The sequence below is a fragment of the Pontibacter sp. FD36 genome, from assembly GCF_015686655.1.
In the GTDB taxonomy this organism is placed as follows: domain Bacteria; phylum Bacteroidota; class Bacteroidia; order Cytophagales; family Hymenobacteraceae; genus Pontibacter.
The window spans coordinates 37,225-56,225 of the sequence record NZ_JADPMP010000007.1; the positions used below are offsets into that span (position 1 = coordinate 37,225).

At 52.6% G+C, this 19,001-nt stretch carries 11 protein-coding genes; 1 reads left to right on the forward strand and 10 read right to left on the reverse strand.

Features of this window, described 5'->3' with window-relative positions; all coding sequences use genetic code 11:
* Nucleotides 1-26: 26 nt before the first annotated feature.
* Nucleotides 27-2,405, reverse strand: a complete 2,379-nt coding sequence (locus I0P70_RS10850) for a BamA/TamA family outer membrane protein (protein WP_196117622.1) — start codon at nt 2,403-2,405, stop codon at nt 27-29.
* Nucleotides 2,406-2,418: 13 nt separating this feature from the next.
* Nucleotides 2,419-7,542, reverse strand: coding sequence for a translocation/assembly module TamB domain-containing protein (locus tag I0P70_RS21595; protein ID WP_370583208.1), 5,124 nt, complete (start codon nt 7,540-7,542; stop codon nt 2,419-2,421).
* A 245-nt stretch (nt 7,543-7,787) separates the two neighbouring features.
* Between I0P70_RS21595 and I0P70_RS10860 the strand changes: the two genes are divergently transcribed.
* The gene (locus I0P70_RS10860) at nt 7,788-9,083 is read left to right on the forward strand and encodes a hypothetical protein (RefSeq protein ID WP_196117634.1); all 1,296 of its coding nucleotides are present in this window, start codon (nt 7,788-7,790) and stop codon (nt 9,081-9,083) included.
* Here the strand turns inward: I0P70_RS10860 and I0P70_RS10865 are convergent.
* From I0P70_RS10865 to I0P70_RS10900, 8 genes are all read right to left on the reverse strand, one after another.
* On the reverse strand, nt 9,070-9,540 hold the full coding sequence (locus I0P70_RS10865; protein ID WP_196117636.1) for a YbhB/YbcL family Raf kinase inhibitor-like protein: 471 nt from the start codon (nt 9,538-9,540) through the stop codon (nt 9,070-9,072). The two genes, I0P70_RS10860 and I0P70_RS10865, sit on opposite strands and share 14 nt — an antisense overlap.
* A 545-nt stretch (nt 9,541-10,085) precedes the next feature.
* Nucleotides 10,086-10,328 carry an acyl carrier protein gene (locus I0P70_RS10870; RefSeq protein ID WP_007660653.1) on the reverse strand — a complete coding sequence of 81 codons (243 nt, stop codon included), beginning with the start codon at nt 10,326-10,328 and terminating at the stop codon, nt 10,086-10,088.
* Between the two features lie 84 nt (nt 10,329-10,412).
* Nucleotides 10,413-13,592: an efflux RND transporter permease subunit gene (locus tag I0P70_RS10875; RefSeq protein ID WP_196117638.1), complete on the reverse strand. Its 3,180-nt coding sequence runs from the start codon at nt 13,590-13,592 to the stop codon at nt 10,413-10,415.
* A gap of 144 nt (nt 13,593-13,736) precedes the next feature.
* Nucleotides 13,737-14,792: an efflux RND transporter periplasmic adaptor subunit gene (locus I0P70_RS10880; protein WP_196117640.1), complete on the reverse strand. Its 1,056-nt coding sequence runs from the start codon at nt 14,790-14,792 to the stop codon at nt 13,737-13,739.
* A 17-nt stretch (nt 14,793-14,809) separates the two neighbouring features.
* Complete coding sequence (locus I0P70_RS10885; protein ID WP_299986719.1) at nt 14,810-16,162, reverse strand: TolC family protein; 1,353 nt, start codon at nt 16,160-16,162, stop codon at nt 14,810-14,812.
* A gap of 68 nt (nt 16,163-16,230) precedes the next feature.
* Nucleotides 16,231-16,692 carry a GbsR/MarR family transcriptional regulator gene (locus I0P70_RS10890; protein ID WP_196117642.1) on the reverse strand — a complete coding sequence of 154 codons (462 nt, stop codon included), beginning with the start codon at nt 16,690-16,692 and terminating at the stop codon, nt 16,231-16,233.
* 114 nt (nt 16,693-16,806) lie between these two features.
* A complete protein-coding gene (locus tag I0P70_RS10895; RefSeq protein WP_196117644.1) occupies nt 16,807-17,256 on the reverse strand; it encodes a DinB family protein in 450 nt (149 codons plus the stop codon).
* 66 nt (nt 17,257-17,322) lie between these two features.
* Nucleotides 17,323-18,942 carry an alpha-amylase family glycosyl hydrolase gene (locus I0P70_RS10900; RefSeq protein WP_196117646.1) on the reverse strand — a complete coding sequence of 540 codons (1,620 nt, stop codon included), beginning with the start codon at nt 18,940-18,942 and terminating at the stop codon, nt 17,323-17,325.
* Nucleotides 18,943-19,001: the final 59 nt, after the last annotated feature.

Here is a 19,001-nt window from a genome sequence, read left to right on the forward strand (position 1 = left end):
ACCTGTTGCTATACCTGCTACCTGCCTTAGAACGGATAGCCGATGGCGATGTTCAGCACGACGCCGTGTTCGCCGGGGCCGGGGTTGAAACCGAACTTGAAATCATCGAGGACGAAACGTTCACCCTGCGGCAGGTAGGGCACGCGTACCGGTATACCCAGGTCAAAGCGGATCACAAAGAACTCGATGTCAATTCGCAGGCCGAAGCCGGTGCCCACCGCCAGCTCCTGGATAAGATTGCCTGCCTGGAACTTGGGCTTGTCCAGATTCCCATCCTGGTCGTAGGTCTCGTTGATCAGCCAGATATTACCGGCGTCCACAAACACAGCCCCTCTGAAAAAGCCGAAGATCGGAAAGCGGTACTCAGCATTGGCTTCCAGCTTAATATCCCCCACCTGATCAAAAAAGGAGAAGGCCTGCTCGTCCGGTACGTTGTAAGTGCCCGGCCCGATGCTGCGTGCCCGGAAGGCCCTGATGCTGTTCGGCCCACCGATCGAGAACTGCTTTACATAGGGCATGGTACGGGAGTTGCCGTAGGGGTAGCCCACACCGGCAATCAGTCGGGTGGCCAGCTGACTCTGCTCGCTAAAGTTGAGGTAGTAGCGGAAGTCGTTGTCGATGCGGGTGTACTGCGAGTAAGGCTGGTTAAAAATAGTGCGGGGAGGCACCGGCGGGTCTGCCTCGTCGTCGCGTTTCTCATTGCCCAGCAGCGACTGCACCCCACTTACCAGGTTGCCCGATACATCCAGCGTAGTGGCATTGAAGAACTGGTGCGTTTTCCGCTCAAGGGCCAGGGTGCTAAAGGTATGCTGGTAAATGGAGCCGATGATGAACTGCTCCTCAAAGCTGCTGCGCAGAAAAGGATTTCGAGTAAGCAATGAGTCAAACTCAGGTGTTTGTTTTCCCAGGCGCACATACTGCAGATTGATCGGGGTGAAGTCGTGTGTGATCGTCTGCTTCGGACGCCAGTTATACCCGTAGGAGGCGTTGAAGGAGTTCATCTGGAAAAACTGCACCCGGTTCAGGAAATTGTAGCCCAGCGTAATGCGCGTCTTGGGCACAAAGGCTGATCGCAGGTTGGGCAGGTTGAAAGGCGCCACCAGCCGTGGGAAGGTAAGGGAGGCCTGCGCCCCAAGTTCGTAAGAGTTCAATCCGGCCGGATTCTCAGGGTTTTCTTCGGAACCGCTGACCACCCGCCGGCCGCCTACCTGGTTTTCAAAGCGGCCTGTCAGGTCCAGCGTGAGTGTCTCAGACCCTCTGAACGCATTCCGGTTGCGGAAAGAGACCGTGACGCCCGGTCCGGCCAGGTTGTTGGATTTGCTGACCATTTGCGCCTCTGCCCGCAGCGACTTTTTAAGTGCCGGCGTCATGAAAACAAATGCATCCAGGCGGTCTTCTTTCAGCGTGTCGAGCTCGTACCGCAGGTTGACAAACTTATAGGCACTCAGGCCAGAGAGTCTGCTGACTGTAAGCAGGTGGTTGCGTCGGCTGTATACACTGTCCTTCTCCAGAAACAGGCCCGGCACCACATGCTTCGCCCGCACATAGTTTTCGTTCGGGATGTAATTGTAGGCGTCGAAACGGAGGGTATCGCTCACCGACAGGCTGTCGTTGATGGTAAAGTTGGAGTTGATGAAAATGTCATCGATCCGGTATGGACGAAGCGCCTGGGAAGGGCTATCCTGCTTCAGGCGCAGGAGCACATCCACCTCCTTGTTGCCTACCGTGGTGTCGGCACTGAAGATGAGCATATTGGGGGCGAAGAAGTAGTAGCCCCTGTTCTTCAGGGCCTGGTCGATGCGGGCACGCTCCGCTATCATTTTATCCAGGTCGTAAGGCTCTCCTTTTTTGAGCACGGAGTTTTCCTGCATCCGCCTGATCTCAGCATGTATGGGCAGCGAGTCGCTGGCGGTATACGAAATGTTGCGGATGCGGTAAGGCTCGTGCACGGTGGCGGTCCAGGTGATGGAGGCTTTTTTCTTTTTGATGGTGGTGTCGCTCTGTACGGAGTTGTGGAAATAGCCCCGGTTGTGCAGGCGGGCCTGCATCACATCATTGATGCTGGAGGTGTCCACCTCCGAAAGCAGCACAGGCGGTTCGCCGATCTTGTTCTGGATCCAGTTTTTCAGGCCCTTCTCTTTCTCGGTATAGAAGGCATTGTAGATCCACAGTTTAGGACGCATGCCAAGTATAGAAGCATTGGGCTGCGGGCGTACCGTGGCACTCAGTTCAGTCTCCAGTTCGCCGCTGCGGTTACTGCTATCCTGCTCATCATTTATCTTAACATCAAAACCTGCAAATAGGGCGTCTCCGTCTGGTACTGTCTTCGTGCTGCTACAACCGGGCAATACCCAGCTCAACGCCAGACATAAAGCAAACAGGGTATAGCGTAAAGCTGCTGTCATATAGGGTTTGTTTCTATTCTTCTTTGATGACTTCTTCTACTTTTTCTTCGGCTTCCTGCTCTTCCTTGCGCTTCTCCCGCTCATTGAACTTGATGGCTTCCTCCATACGGCGCTCCTCTTTGCGGGCTTCGCGACTCTCCAGGCTGCGGAACAGGTCGGAGAAGTTGTCGTAGTCGCGCACAAAGATCAGCGCCAGACCGGTTGCCCGCACATCGCCTTCCAAAAAGCCCTCGTACTGGTTGCGCTGGAAGCCGCGCACCCGCAGCCTGCCGTCTTTGGTGATGGAGTACTCTACGGACACGTCGCCACCGAAGCCGCTCATGTTGCGCTGCTGTGGCTCACGCTGTCCCTCCAGTCCTATGTCGGTACCTACGCGCACGGTCAGGCGGTCGTCGAGGAACTGCTGGCGCATAGCCACATTCAGGTCGGTGCGTCCTTCGGCAGAGCCGGACGAATAGTCTTCATACGAGCTCACGCCCAGCTCCAGACCAAGACCGCCGGCATAGCGGTTGGTAAGCTGGTTCAGCTGATCCGACATCACCTGGCTCAGGGAGTTGCGGGCAGTCGCTGCCAGGCCGCCGCCAGAGCTGGCCAATGGATCAGGGGCCAGGAAGCGCCCCAGCACCAACAGCGCAAACACCTGCTTATTCATCTCCGACTCATCCTGGCGCAGCGTGCCGAGCATACTTTCTACGCTGCCGTCCATGGCGCCGCGTTCTTCTTCTTCCAGCTGAATGTCAAAGCCGATTTCCGGCTGCAGCATCTCACCTGTCAGGTTCACATACACCTCAAAAGGCAACTGGTTTCGGAAGCGGCTATCTGCCTGCTCCATACTTCCTGTCTGGGCTGCAAGAAGCTCCATGGGGGCAGTCTGCACCCGGTAGATCGCCGTGATCTGCATGTCGGCCATCATCGGGTCGCCGGTCCAGTTGATGTAACTGCCTTGGGTAATGTCCAGTTGCCGGGATACCAGGTCATAGAAGTCCATGCTATACCTGCCCTCTGTGATCTCGTAGCGGCCGCTCATGCTGATCTGTCCGCTTGGCGTAATGCCGATGTAGAGCGGGGAGGCACTGCCACGCACGACCAGGTTGTCGCCCGTGGTCGGGTCTATCACAATCGTGATGGTCGTGGCATCTGTCACCGTGATCTGCGCATCGACGTTGGCACCCACAAAACCCGCACTGGTGGTATTATCCTCTTCTTCACGGCTAAGTATGGCGGTAAGGGAATCGTTCAGAGCAACAAACTCTACTACACCCTCCCGCTCCGCTGCGGCCACATCATCGGCGGGTATTACGGTGGTAAAAGTAGAGTTGTCCAGTACTGTGACAAATACCTCGATATTCGGCTCCATCATGCTGCCGGTGATATTGGCCTTCAAAGCCATTTGCACATTGCCATAGAACAGGTCGTTGTCATTGGCGGTGGAATTCATGGCCAGGAAGCGATCTGTCTGCGCACGCAGGTCGAAGGTATAGTCAGTATAGTTCTGCGTCAGGATGCGGCCGTTGATGTCGAGGGTGTTGCCCAGCGAATCGGTGAGGGTAAAGTCACGCATGCTGATGCCCTGCTCCGTAAACTCCAGTCGCTCGTTTTGAAGGGTATAGGGCGTGTTGAGCATCGTCAGGTTGAACTGTGCCTGGTTAAAGTCGAGCGCCCCGCGAATGTTTGGTTGCTCCAATGTACCGGTAATGCGCATTTTGCCGGAGGCACTGCCGTCCAGATCGTCTACCATACCTTGCGTGAAGCCCCCGAACGAGGCCAGGTTCAGATTGGCCACATTGGCATCCAGGTTGAGCAGGCTAGCATCGGGCTGCATCTCATAGAAGCCAGTCACCAACACCTGGTTGCCGTTGCCGGTAAGTGCTATGTCCAGGTTGTAGCGGTTTTCTCCGGCCGTGTTTGCTTTCAGGGCAATATCTCCTACCGGTATACCTGTATAGGCGAAGTTGGACAGGGTCATGTCGGCCGTGAAGCCCGGGTTGCCGGCCATCAGATCAGTGACGGTGGCGGTACCGTTCAGCACACCGGTCATCACGCTGTCCTGCTGTTGGAAAGACTCCATGATATAGCCGATCTCAAAATTGCCAAACTCCACCTGCAAAGGGGCATTCGGACCAACAGGACCCGTGCTATTGAGGAGCACGTAATTGCCGTTGCGCTCCAGCCGAACGTTTTGGGCGTAAAGCAGATCGGTGTCGAACTGCAGGTAATTGTCCTGCGGTACAGACCAGGGGTCCCCATTGATCACCAGTTGCTCCGGGTTAATGGCAAAACGGTAGCCCGGGCCCAGGCTGTTGAGCACACCGCCGATCACAAACTGCTCCACGCTGTCGAGGTCAGCCATGGCCAGTCGCAGGGTCATGTCATTGTCGCGGGCAGCTCCGTCCAGGCTGACATTGTTGATCAGCAGCGAAGGCGACCGGATCTCGCGCACGCCGAGGCTGTAGCCCATCTGCTCCCGGTTACCCCGTACCTGCAGGGCTATATCGTGTATGTTGTAGTCGGTATAGACTACCTGTCCAACGTTGGCATCCATAGCGAATTCCTGCGTTTCCCCGTTGTAGGAGGCTGTGATTGGACCATCGACCTGCAATTGCTCCAGGTCAGGTACAAAAGAGGCAATGATATCCGGACGGCGCAATTGTACTTCAGCCTCAAAGTCGCCCAGGTTCAGGTTAGCAGGGAAAGGCGGGTCGGGTTGGAGATCAAAGTAGGCAGAAAAGTGCTTGGCGAGTGCAGTGGGCAGCTCAGCCAGATCGTTGGTAAAGCGCATATCGGCATCCGCTATGCTGGAGTTAAGTGCAATGGCTGTACCTGGCATATTCTGCTGCAGGGTTAATTGGAGCGAATCGATTGGGTAGGAGACACCCTCCAGGCGCACCCGCACGTTATCGCCTTCCAATGTGCCGCTGATGTCACTGGCATCGTTACCGGCAAAGCGACCGCGCAGCTGGCCCCTGATGCCCAGGTCATCTTCATAAAAATTGAGGGCTTTCAGGTCTACGCCTTTCAGGTCCAGGTCAAAGACATACTCACCCCGCTCTTCATTGCGCAGGTTAAAGTCGCCTTTCAGGTCAAAGTTCAGGTTTTCGTCTCGGGCGCGGGCTGCGACATGGTACAGGTTGCGGTCGATGCGGGCATCCACATCCACATTGTTGTAGGCGTAGTTGTTGTAGTTTGCTTCTTTGATGCGGGCCTGTACATCGGCGCGCATGGTTTCTGGAGTTAATCCAGTTCCTCTCGCGGTAGCCTCAAAAGCCACACGCCCCACGCCGTAGTCTTCCGTAAAGAGCTGCCCCAGGTCAAAACCTGACGTTCTGACCGTCGCCCGGAATGGCTCAGCTCCGGCCGGTCCCTGGTCCATGTCCACCACGGCGTTCAGGTTGCCAAAAGAGCTGTTGATGGCTGCATTCAGATCAAAGTTGGTGAGGGTGCCGCTATACCTGCCCGTCATGCTCAGGTTGTTCGGGATTCTGATCTCAGGCGGAATCGTGCCCGGAGGAGCGAGGGCCAGGATGTCGGTGCGGGTAGTCGCCATGCGGTTGATGTCGAGGTCCATGGCCAGCCGGTCCGGGTCCATCGCATTGCGCACATTGCCGCTCACATTTACGGCAGTGCCCTGCAGACCCGCCACCTGCAGCTGCTGTATGTTGATGTTGTCCAGACGCCCTTGCGCACGACCGTCAAGGCGTATCGTAGTATTCGCAATTTTGCGGAACGATGGGTTATCGGCAAGGTCAGGTGCAAAGTACAGGGCATCCTGCATACCGATGCGTGAGTTGTCGATGTCCAAATCCAGTCGAACAGCGTCCAGGTTATCGGTCAGATCGTCCCATGAGGTATAGCGCAGGGCCAGGTCCTTGCTGATGCGGCTGTGTCCGGTCTGCAGGTCCAGGTTGGCCAGCCGGGCATGAGTGGAGTCGAGCGTGATATCCGATTGGAAATTATTGACCCGGAAGCCGCTCTGTTCTTCAAGCTTGAGCTGGTTGAGCTGCATGCCCATCTGGTTCAGGCTATACCTGATCTCCTCCGCATCCATTTCGATGTTGGAGAAGCGCAGGTGGTTGTAGTCCATACCACGGGCCTGTCGTGGCGCATCGGCATTGTCCATACCTGCCTCCAGGCCGCTTACGTTCAGCTTGCCCAGGTTCACCACCCAATTCACGGGCTGTCCCTGTGTTTTCTCTACCGACTCGTCCAGTTTACGCACTGTTTCTGCCGGGTTCACCGCCAGTGAGTCAGTTGGCTTCAACTTTTCCTGCACATAGAGCACCTTTGAGTCGTGCAGGTCGAAGCTGCGCAGGTCAATGCGGGCATTGGGCAGGTCAATATTGTCTACTGCCAGTTCTGATTTTCCCAGCTTGAGCTCAATGCGTTGGTCGGCGGGTATACTTGCATAGTTCAGCGCAAAGTTCTCAACTTCCACACCGTTCAGACCAAAGTCAAAGGTGATGGGCTCTGAGGGTTCGTCAGGCGGAAGCTTGGTTTGCACATAATTTATACCTGTGTTTCGCAACTCAATATTATCGAGACGGTAGATCTCCTCTTCCAGCTTGAGCTCTTCCATAGTGGTGGTGAGCTGGCCTACTCTGGCCCTGATGTGATTGCCGCCTGCCTCGTCGTTGAAATTGACATATACATTCTCCAGGTTAATCAGACCCAGGTCTATTTGCATTCCTCCAGTTGTGTCGGCGGGTTGAGCTGCGGTGGTGTCGGTCGCGAAGGCCTCCGCCAGAAAATCGAAATTGGAAGTTGAGTCGGGCCGGATGTGCAGGTTGAGGGTAGCCTGCTGCAGGTCTATTTTGCTGATATTCAGCTCACCGCTCAGCAGTGACCAAAGTTTGATGTCCACCCCAAGGCGCTGGCTGTACCAGAGCGTGTCCTGCTGCTGGTCTTCCAGGTATACATCCTCCAGCACAACGGCATTGCGCCAGTCTGTTTTAAAACGCCCGATTTCTACGCGGGTGTCCAGCATGCCGGCCAGGTATGAGGCCCCTTTCTGAGCTGCGAAATTCTGCACTTTCGGGATTTGCAAAGCGATGATGATGAGCAATAGCAGGCCCACTACAATGGCAAGGAACCAGAGTATCACCTTGGCAATGGTTTTTCCGATATGTTTAGCTGATGCGATATGGAGTTAGTTTTACTGTTTGACTTTACGAAAGATTGCTAACAAGGATAGAATTTTTTACTAATGACTATGGCACATGCCTTGGTACGCCATAGTAGGGTTACAAGAATGCGGCAGCTATTGTTTTGGCCCTTGGCAGGAAGAAGGTAGGTATATTTAGTAAGTGGTGTGATGTAAGTAGTTAAAAATCAACTAACTGAATGAGGTTTGAGTACAATAAAACGTTGGTTTTTTTGTGTATGGCCATGGATGAGTCTGCTATACCTCCGGGTTTTAAGGATATGTTGGGTTTTGGGTTGGTAGAGGCTTTACTGGGCCGTCGCTCCCGTCGTTTTTTTATGGGGGCGGAAATCCCTGATGGCGTGTTTGCCTACAAATCGGAAAAGGAGCCGATGCCCCTCTCTGAACTGGAGAAACTGCTCGTGGTGACGGCCTGTGCCGGCAACACGGGTTGGCACAACATGATCTACCGGGCGCAGCGTTATGCGCCGCATCTCTCCAACTATGCGGCTGCAGCAGGAGGGCGTACTTTTCCCTCAGCTGCCGGCTTCCATACCTCCATGACTTTCTTCACTGACGACTCCGGTGTGTATGTCGTAGACAACCGGGATGCGCCGGCCTCAGCAGACAGGGCGGCGGACGGATCCCTGGATCTGGATGAAGTGGTGCAGGCACTGCGAAGTCGCATCAAAAAGCTGCAGAATAGCCGCCTGAAACTGCCCTCCGAAGTGCCTTTTGTGGAAGCGCATAACACCTGGGTCACCAATAAGCCCGGTACGCTCCTGGTGATACCCGTAGCCGACCTGGCCCAGCACGTGCTGCTAGCAATCTGCTATATGCTGCAAAACGGACTCGTACTTTACGATGACATCCACAAGCAGGCAGTACCAGGTATAGCGCAATTCAAAAACCTGGTGAATGTGAACAATGTGTGGCCCATCACTTTTGTAGAGCAGCTATCACTTGCCGAGGTATGCGCGGAAATGGCTACTTCCTGCTATGCAGGGACGTTGCTGCTGCAAGCTATGGGGCTGGGTGGCTGGATGTATGATGGCATAGACCCCTTAAGTGTGCTGGGGGCAAGCGGTGTGGCCGGTGTGGAAGGGCTCGGCTTTCGCTACGATACAGATGAACGCTGGCCATACCCCAATCCGACCGGGCTGTCAGGTATAATGGAAGGCTATTGTCCGCCTCACTATCCGGATATGCGGGCTGCCGTGGAGGCCGTGTGTGAGCGAAAATTTGGAAGGGAGGGACCTTTTGATCCGGCAACACCTGGACCCTGGCGGGAGAGTGCTAAGGTTAGGGGAGCGGCCCAGGTACACGATGAGTCATTCCGGGAGTGCGTGGCGCTGCAGGCACAGTATGTGTTCGACACCTTCGGCAAGTTTCCGGGTACGGTGCCTTCTATGTTTATCTGCACCTACCTACAGGCGCATCACCTGGATCTGGCTTTTTATGACAAGTTCTATCAACCCGGCGCCTACCTGCACACCCATGCCCGGCACATGGCGCAGTGGCATCCAGTTATGCCATCATAACATTGTAGCGGCTATACACCCCCATCAGTTCGCCCAAAGCGAGTACATGCGGACCTATCACACGGAGTAGTGCCTGCCTGCCGGTGCCTTCTTTGATGTTCAGCATCACATCCAGGGCGTAAATTCTGTAATAGTAGTGGTGCAGTCCCTGTGGCGGGCAGGGACCGCCATAATGCAGCTTCCCAAAATCGTTGGTCCCCTGTATACCAGGCACAACCCCTTCCTCGATCAGGTTTGTAGGAGGCACATTCCATACCAGCCAGTGTGTCCAGATGCCCCGTGGTGCGTCGGGGTCCTCCACGATGATTACCAGGCTTTCCGTGTACTTTGGCAAGTTCCTGATCTCGAGCGGCGGACTGATGTTCTCACCGTCGCAGGTATAGCGGATCGGTATTCGCTCCCCCTGCGAAAAGGCAGGACTTGTGAGGTATAGCTTTCCTTGGGTTCTCGACTGCATAAAGTTTCAGTTACTGTATAGTATGAATGAGATTGCTGTCCGGGAGGCAGGGTGAACATGGCAGGAGCGTATAATCGGTATTTATATTTATATTGTAACTTAGTTTTTTTATAAAGGTTGAGTTTTTAAATAAATAAAAGTATAGTTTTACTAATAATCTTCTTAAATAGGCATAATTGTTACCTGAATAAGGCTAAACAAGGGTGGTTAGATAAATTTTACCAGGATTTTTCTTTAAACTATTGAGAATTAGCCAGAACCTATTAACTTTCGTATATAAGGCAACTCGGATAAAAAAAGCATGCGGTTATGGAGAAATTCATCATCTTAACAGTACTGGCGATTTATGCAGTGGGGTATTTGTTGTACTACATGTATGGCAAGGAAGACCGAAAAACCCGGAAGTATGATCGCTACCAGCTATAAATAAATTACTGTTTTTGTTTTCAGTTGAGGGTTTTGTGCGGAACTGTTACAGCATAAAAAAAGGTGCAGGATAAAGTCCTGCACCTTTTTGGCATGTATCAAATGGGAAATTCTTTTAACTAACTCGCTCTTCTTAGCTGCAGGTAGTTCACCAGATCATCAATCGAATACACCGGTACTTCATCCGGGATCACGACATCAAACTTTTTCTCTACTGCCAGTATAATATCTACCACGTCAACTATATCCATTCCATTTTCCCAAAGTCCTTTGGGGCCGGAAAGTTTATGTGGGGCGATTGCTTTTAATCTGCTTACCAGATTGATTACCTCTTTGTATAAGGTAGTTCTAGGATCTGCCATATGTTTATAAATAAAGGGTAATTTATTTCACGCTTTCCACCAGGCTCCTCCTGCCTTATATCGGGCAGGAGGAGGGGGAATATCTTAGTGCGCAAACTCGTGCGCCATCTTTCTTTCTTCGAGCTCTTTGGTTTCGTGCTCCAGCTCTTCCAGTGACTTCTCTTCCAGATGGATTACCGTCTTCTTGTCCATACCAAGCTTAGCCAGGATGCGGTCGAAGCCATAGTAGATGATCGGCACCACAATCAGGGTCAGGAACATGGAAGAACTCAAACCACCGATCAAAGCCCATGCCAGACCATTTTTGGTCGCGGCTACCGAACCACCTGCCAAGGCGATCGGCAACATACCAATCACCATTGCCAGGGTCGTCATCAGGATCGGACGGAAACGGATTCTAACCGCTTCGATCAGGGCTTCTTTCACGGCCACGCCTTCATCTTTCAGCTTGTTGGTAAAGTCGACTACCATAATGGCGTTCTTGGCTACCAGACCAATCATCATAATGATACCCAGGATCGAGAAGATACTCAGTGCCTGTTGTGCCAGCGCAAGGGCCAGCAAGGCACCAATGATCGCCAAAGGTATAGAGAACAGTACTACTAGCGGGTACACATAAGAGTCGTACAGGGCCACCATGATCAGGTACACGAAGATGATCGAGGCCAGCAAGGCTACGCCCAGCGTACCGAAACCTTCGCTCTGGTTTTTCATGTCACCGCCAAACTCGTAGCTAACACCTTTCGGCGCTTCTACCTCAGCCAGTTTCTCCTGAATCTCTGCACCGATCGAACCAGACGGACGACCAATTACCTGCGAGTTCACGTTCACGGAGGTCACGCGGTTGTAGCGCTCCAACTGCGACGGACCAGTAGACTGGCGGATGTCGGCAAACTGACCCAGGCGCACCAGCTGTCCCTGGTTGTTCACGAATGACAGGTTGGCGATGTCGGTTACGCTGCGGCGATCAAACTCGTCGAGGCGGATGTTGATGTCGTAGTCTTCAGTACCGGAGCGGAAAGTTACGTCAGAGTTACCGCTGAAGGCCAGCTGCATGCTTGCACCCACGTTCTCCAGCGACAGGCCTACGTTGGCCATCTTGTCGCGGTCCACCACTACTTCAATCTCCGGGTTACCGCCTTCCACTGACATTTCCACGTCGGCTGTACCAGATACACTTTCTACCACACCCATTACGCGCTGCGAGAAAGCCATCACGCTGTCCAGGTTCGATCCTGAGATGATCAGCTGGATAGGGGCCTGTGAGTTACCCACCAGACCTACCGGCACTGGCGTCACCTCCACGTTTGGCAGTTTGCTCTCAATGTCAGCTTTGGCCTGACGGCTAAACTGGTCGGTGCTGAAGGTACGCTCTTTCACGTCTACCAGCGTTACCGATACTTCGGATTTGTAGGCCGTGTTCTGACCCTGCTGTGCCGAAGAAGTAGTACCTACCGTGGTAAATACTTTCGATACCTCCGGGAAGCCCTCCAGGTACTGTTCAACCTGGCGTGTAGCAAAGTTGGTCTGCTCTACCGTCGCGTTCTTTGGCAACTCCAGCTGCAAGCTTACTTCACCACGGTCACCGGCAGGTATAAATGCTGAACCGATAAAGCCGAGTGGCACCAGTGCAAAAGAGGCTACCAGCAAGATCATGGTCACGCCCAGCGTGATCAGCTTGTGGTTAAAGGCCCACTTCAAAGCGGCTGTAAAACCATCGATGATGCGGTCCAGTACGCGCTCGAATGCCAGGATGAAGCGTCCGAAGATGTTCTTATCCGAAATGTGCTCCAAGCGTGAGAAACGGCTCGCTAATAGTGGAATCAACGTGAAGGCTACGAAAAGCGAGATCATCGTTGAAACAGCCACTACCACGGCGAACTGACGCAGAATGTCCGATACCAGGCCTGATGAAAGGGCGATAGGTATAAACACCACCGAAATTACCAGTGTGATGGACGTAACCGTCGCCATGATCTCACGGATACCGTCGTAAGCGGCCTGCGCCGGCTTTTTGCCCATCTCCATGTGGCGGTGAATGTTCTCAATTACCACGATGGCATCATCCACCAGAATACCCACCACGAGCGAGAGTGCCAGCAGGGACATCAGGTTAAGCGAGTAACCAAACAGATACATGAAGATGAAGGTTGCCACCAAAGAGGCAGGTATAGAGATCATTACAATCACCGCATTTCGGAACGAGTGCAGGAACAGCAACATCACCACGGCCACCAGGATTACGGCAATCATCAAGTCATGAAGTACCGAGTCGGCTGCCTCCAGTGTAAAGTCAGAGGAGTCGTTGGCGATGTTGAAGTTCAATCCAACGTCGGCATAGTCCGTTTCCAACTGAGCCAGGGCTTCCTTCGTCAGACGGCTTACCTCTACGGCGTTCGCATCTGACTGCTTCTGAATGGTGATACCCACAGACGGGCTGCTGTTTACGCGGGTCAGTACTTCAATGTCTTTCTGCGTGTCCTGTACTTCGGCTACGTCAGCAAGGCGCACAATGCCGTTTGCATCTTCACGCACAATCAGGTTGCGCAGTTGGTCCAGCGACGCAAACTTACCAGCCAAACGGATCTGTGTCTGACCGCTTTCCTGCTTGATCTTACCTGTAGGGAAGTCAAGGTTGGAGTTGCGGATCTTCTGCTGTACCTGTAGGATAGAGAGATTATAAGCCTCCAGTTTGTTCGCGTCGATGTTTACTTTGATCTCACGCTCCTGGCCACCCAGAATTTTGATGGCAGCCATACCTGGTATGCGCGACAGCTCCGGCTTGATCTTCTTGTCGATCAGGTCGTAGAACTCGGTCGGTGACATGTTGGCCGTGGCACCCATCTTAATGATCGGGAGGTCATCGAGGTCAAACTTGTTCAGCGTTGGCGACTCCGCATCATCCGGCAGGTTGGCCAGGATGGTGTTGATCTTTCGCTGCGCGTCCTGCAGGGCCAGGTCCACATTGGTTCCCTGGTTCAGCTCCACCACAATAATGGAGAAACTCTCCAGGGAGGTGCCACGCATCGTTTTCACGTTCTCAAGTGCCGACAAGGCTTCCTCAATCTCTTTTGTCACTGAGTTCTCTACCTCGTTAGGCGAGGCACCCGGGTAGATGGTAGAGATGGTCAGCACCGGCGGGTTGAACTTCGGAAGAAGCTCATAGTTTAGTGCGCTATAACTCGCAACACCCAGTAGTGTGAGGACCGTGAAGACCACTACCACCAAGGTTGAGCGCTGTATAGATATTTTGGTTATGTTCATTTCTAAATGTTCTTAATGCTTTAATAGCGCGAGCGTCTTCGCTCGTTTTTGGTATCGTGCGGCCTTTGGCCGCTTGTAACTATCGGCTGGGCCAGAGGCCCCACTATAGTTAGTCACGAGCGAAGACGCCCGCGCCATATTTCATTACTTCAGCACCGTTACTTTCATGCCTTCACGCAGGTTGATCTGTCCGCTGCGAACGATCTGCTCGCCAGGCTGCACACCTTCCAGGATCTCTACCTGGTCTTGCGTTACCACGCCTACACGTACCGGACGCTGACTGGCCTGGCCATCCTTCACCACATACACCAGTGGGTTCTGGATGCTACCTACGATCGCCTCACGCGGCAACAGCATGGCGTCGCGCTGGTCTGCTACGTCAAAGAAAGCAGTACCATACATACCGGCACGCAGGTTGTTGTTAGCAGCATTTTTCACTTCCACTTCCACGTCGAATTTCAAGGTTGCATCAGCCTGGGCAGCGATCGCCGTCACAGTACCTTCATATTCCTGGCCTGAACCGGCATCAGCTTTCACTTTTACCTTGTCACCTTTGTTGATCAGAAGGACTTCGCTTTCAGAGGCTTTTACTTTCAGTTTCAGCTTGTCCACATTCACGATGTCGTACAGTTTTGTACCTGGGTTCAGGTATGATCCAACTTCCACATGAATCTCGTTAATCTCGCCACCGATGGGGGCGGTGATGCGCGTCTTGGTCAGGCGCTGACGGGCAGCTACCAGTTGCGCTTCCGTTGACTTGGCATTCAGACGGGCATCTTCCAACTGACGCTTTGTGATGGCATCACCGGCAGCCAGGTTTTCGAAACGCTCCAGGTCACGCTTGGCCTTTTCAGCGTTTGTCTGGGCAGTGGCCAGGTCGGCAGCCATGGTATTGCTCTCAACCTGTGCCAGCAGTTCGCCAGCTTTTACTTTGTCGCCTTTGCGCTTAAGCACGCTCTTGATCTGGCCTTGTGTTTCAGACAGCAATGTCAGACTCTGGATCGGGGCGAAATTACCCTGTGCCGTAAAGGACTTGTCTAGTTTAGCAGAAGCTACTTCGGTAATGGTAACAGGTATGGCTTCGCTTTTGATGGAGGCTACGGCGGCGTTTGCGGCCATTTGCTCTTTGTTGCTCATCAGCTTAAAGCCAATGGCGCCCAAAATCACGATAACGACTACGATATAAATCAGCTTTTTCATTTTGTTCTTTGTGATGCTTATTTAATTAATGTGTTTAGGTCGCCGGTAGCTTTCAGGTAGCCAAGTTGGGCCAGCTGGTACTTCAGCATTTCGTTGTTCAGATTTGTTTTGGCTTCGCGCAGACTTACCTCAGCTTCGAGCAGGTCGGTCAGCGGGGAGATGCCTTCTTTATAGAGATCATTGGTGGTGTCGTATACCTCCTGTGCCAGCGCTACATTCTGCTCCTGTGCCGCGATGGAGGCGGAGCTGTTCTGCAACTGACTGATAGAGTTCTCAAGCGCCACTTCCAGGTTCTTGGTCAGTTTCTGGCGGTCAGCTTCCAGCGACTTCAGCGTATACTCCGTCTGCTTGATCTGGGAGTGCTTGCGCATACCATCGAAGATCGGGATGTTGAGCTGCAAGCCAACAATGCCAGTGCTGAACCAAGGCTGACTTGAGTCGAAGAAGTTAAACTCCTTGCGCATGGCATTGTACTGAAATGTACCTGTAGCAGAGAGGGTAGGGTAGTAGCCCGCCCTGATGTTCTGCTTTTGAAGTTCCGTTAGTTCGGTCTGCTTGTTGAGCAACTGCAGCTGCGTCTGTCCCTGCACCAGGTCTTTGCTGCTGTTGAAGGCCGCGGCTCCGGTATCAAGTGCAATCGCGGCATCAGTCAGAGCGATGCCTTCTTCCAGCGGCATACCCATGAAGAACTTCAGGATATTCATTTGCTGGTCAAGCGCACTGGTCAGCGTTTGCAGCTGTGTCTCCAGGTTGGTTTTGTTCACCTTGATGCGGTTCACATCCACTTTGCGGGCCAGGTCGTTTTCGTACTGTAGCTGCAGGATCTTGCCCAGCTGATCCAGTCGGGCCAGGTTGGCATTGATGATCTGGAACTGCTCTTTTGTCTGCAGGATCTGGAAGTAAGAAGAGCTCACGTTATACATTACTTCCTCTTCTGTCATGGCCTTGCGCAGACGGTACAGGTCCTCGCTGCTCTTAGCTGCCTTCAGTCCTACAAAGTAAGACTGGTTAAACAGCAGTTGCGACAGCTGTATACCTGCCGATGCATTGTATTTGGTACCAAACTGCACCGGAATCATTTCATTAGGCTTGCCTTCAAACACGTTTGGGATTACCTGTACCGGGATAGCCGGATACATGTTAAAGTTACCTGTGGCATTTAACTGTGGCAGGCCACTACTCTTCGCCTCTTTCACCATGTATTTGGCGCTCAGCTGGTCGTAGGACGCCTTTTGCATATCCTCGTTATGCTCCAGCGCATACGTGATGGCCTCCTGCAGACTCAGCGTCTGTACATCAGGCTTCTCCTGCGCCACAACCGGCTTCACGAAAAGCATGGCCAATCCGACTACTAAATATTTGATTTTCACGTTTCTGTTTATTATGTTTAGATATAAGTAGTTAGTTCTGAAAATTATGAACTTAAAAACTAAAAAAATTATGCTCTACTCTTTTCCCACTCGTCGATCAGGCGGGGCATTTGCGCTTTCATATAATCCAAAAAGCTGATGAAGTCATTTAGTTTCGTGTCATAAATTGGGTTATCACGTTTTCTGACTTCCAGTACCCGTTTTAAAAGAGAGTTGAGGTGACTTAGATCTTCCATCTTCTTAGCAAACAACTCACGCCAATTGGACGATTTGATGCGGAAATAACGCTTCCGGTCACCTGAAAAAGTAGTATATTCAATATGTCCGGTGTTCAGGAGCATATTAAGCGCATTGCTGGTAGCGCTTTTGCTAATATTGAGCCCTTCGCTGATCTCCTCAAAAGTAAGTTCAGGTTTATCGCACACTAAAAGCAGGCCTACCACCCGGGCAACTGCCGGTTGAAAGCCATTGTTTTCGTGATAAATCCCGATTTGTTCGATCAGTTCGCGCTGTTTTTCGCTAAGAGTCATATCTTTGCCTTTGTTATTCTTTAGCTATAACGGTACAAAGGTATAACTTAGTTTCATTAGTTCATAATTTACAGAACTAAAATTTCTGAATTTATTATCCCTTCCAGTACATGCCTATTCCAGAATGCGTCGCAGGTAGTTAATCTGGCCGAGATGATAGTTTAAATGCCCGTAGAGGTGTATCAGAAAGTAGCTGACGGTCATTTCGTAGCCAAGCACCTGCTGTGGATATGGCTTTTGCAGATCATCTGCGGAGAGGCGTTCCAACGTAGAAGCGACGGTGCGCTTCACCTCTTCAATCTGTTCCAGAAGTTTTTCTTTGGGTATATTCCGTAGACTGAATTCTGCGTCCCTATCCCGCACATAGCCGCTTCCGCCCAATATAGCTCCGATATAAGTATTCAGGTTGCCGACCAGGTGCAGACAGAGATTTCCAGCTGAGTTGGATGTGTGGCCTTTTGTTTTCCAAAGGTTCTCCTCCTGCTCGAATAACCGGATCTCTGCTGCGAGTTTATCCAGATCGCGCAGTAATACGGCGCTGAACTCACTTACTAGATGCTGCATTTTTGGAAACGATTCTATTAATGTATTTCTGTTACTACTCGTTGTCAAATTAAGATGTGGCAGATGCTATTGGTCTTTTCGATGCTTTAACCTGATCACCATCCCTTCGTCGCCACTCAGGCTTACCCGGTCTTTCACCTCAGTTCCTTCCCTTTCTGGCAGCGTGTCTATTTCGATGGATCCCTCGAACTGGAAGTGCTCCGGGTGGAAATGACAGGTTTTGTGGCTCAGGTTCAGCAGTATCAGAAAGCGGGTGTCGGAGGTATAGCGCATATAGGCCAGCAGCGGTTTCTGGGCCTCCATCGGCTTGTAATGTCCGATGCGCAGGGCGTCTTCTTTCTGACGGAGGTTCAACAATCGCTGGTGCAGCGCTAACATGGAGTCGTGGTCGTCGGCCTGTGCCTTTACATTCACCCGACGGTGGTTTGCTGGCAATGGCAACCAAGGCTTAGATGAGCTGAAACCGGCATTTTCGCTGTCGTCCCATTGCATGGGCGTACGCTGCGGGTCTCGGCTCAGGTTGAGCCCGGGCATGTTGAGGCCCTGTGGGTCCTGCACCTCCTCTTCGGGTATAGGTACGTCGCGCATGCCGATCTCATCTCCGTAGTAGATCGTAGGTGTGCCGCGCAGCGTGAGCAGGAGCATCGCCGCTACCCGTGCCTGGTCCTGACCAACCCTGCTGGAGATGCGTGACTGGTCGTGGTTGCCGAGTACCCAGTTTGGCCAGCCGCCTTCCGGCAGTGCAGCCTCGTACTGGTTGATGTTAGAGGCGATTTCTCCTGCATCCCAGTCAGTAGAAAGCAGTAGAAAGTTGAAGGGCAGGTGCGCTCCGTTTTTGTCAGTGCCGTAATAGGTCATGAGCTTGTGGATGGGCAGGTAGATTTCGCCGATCATCATGCGTTCGTCGTAGCTGTCGAGCACTTTGCGCATCATGTGTACAATGTCGTGTACTTCCGGCTGGTCAGTAGAGTAGGCCGGAATGAGCTTTTCGTAAGTAGCCTGGTGCGATTTGTAGTTCGGATTGGTGGGGTTGTCGCGTAGCTGGTCATCTTTGATCATGTGCCACATTACGTCCACCCGGAAGCCGTCTACTCCCTTGTCGAGCCAGAAGCGCATCACGTCCATCATTGCCTCCTGCACCTCCGGATTGCGCCAGTTCAGGTCGGGCTGCTCTTTCAGGAAGGCATGGTAGTAGTACTGTTGCGTCTTTTCGTCCCACTCCCAGGCACTGCCACCAAACACACTGAGCCAGTTGTTCGGCTCAGAACCGTCTTCGTTGGCGTTCTCCCAAATGTACCAGTCGCGCTTCGGATTGTCTTTGGAGGAGCGGGACTCCTTGAACCAGGGGTGTTCGTTGGAAGTATGGTTGGGCACCAGGTCGAGGATCAACTTCATACCCCGGTCGTGTACGGCCTGCAGCAGCTCGTCAAAATCCTCCATGGTCCCGAACAGCGGATGTATGCCACAGTAGTCAGAAATGTCGTAGCCAAAGTCAGCCATAGGGGAGGAGAAGATGGGAGAAATCCAGATGGCCGTCATGCCCAGTGACTTGATGTGGTCCAGTCGCTGGATGATGCCCTGCAAGTCGCCTACGCCATCGCCGTCACTGTCCTGGTACGAGCGTGGGTAGATCTGATATATTACGCCTTCCTGCCACCACAGGTATTTCTGATTCTCGTCTTTCATTCTTGTAGGTTTGTTCTGCAATTCGGCCTGATGCCGGTCATATTATATTAATGATTCAT

Excerpts from the sequence above, each read along its gene's own strand:
- I0P70_RS10850 (WP_196117622.1), bottom strand. The coding sequence starts at position 2,405 with ATGACAGCAGCTTTACGCTATACCCTGTTTGCTTTATGTCTGGCGTTG.
- I0P70_RS10900 (WP_196117646.1), bottom strand. The coding sequence starts at position 18,942 with ATGAAAGACGAGAATCAGAAATACCTGTGGTGGCAGGAAGGCGTAATA.
- I0P70_RS10890 (WP_196117642.1), bottom strand. The coding sequence starts at position 16,692 with ATGACTCTTAGCGAAAAACAGCGCGAACTGATCGAACAAATCGGGATT.
- I0P70_RS10865 (WP_196117636.1), bottom strand. The coding sequence starts at position 9,540 with ATGCAGTCGAGAACCCAAGGAAAGCTATACCTCACAAGTCCTGCCTTT.
- I0P70_RS10860 (WP_196117634.1), top strand. The coding sequence starts at position 7,788 with ATGGATGAGTCTGCTATACCTCCGGGTTTTAAGGATATGTTGGGTTTT.
- I0P70_RS10870 (WP_007660653.1), bottom strand. The coding sequence starts at position 10,328 with ATGGCAGATCCTAGAACTACCTTATACAAAGAGGTAATCAATCTGGTA.
- I0P70_RS10895 (WP_196117644.1), bottom strand. The coding sequence starts at position 17,256 with ATGCAGCATCTAGTAAGTGAGTTCAGCGCCGTATTACTGCGCGATCTG.
- I0P70_RS10880 (WP_196117640.1), bottom strand. The coding sequence starts at position 14,792 with ATGAAAAAGCTGATTTATATCGTAGTCGTTATCGTGATTTTGGGCGCC.
- I0P70_RS10875 (WP_196117638.1), bottom strand. The coding sequence starts at position 13,592 with ATGAACATAACCAAAATATCTATACAGCGCTCAACCTTGGTGGTAGTG.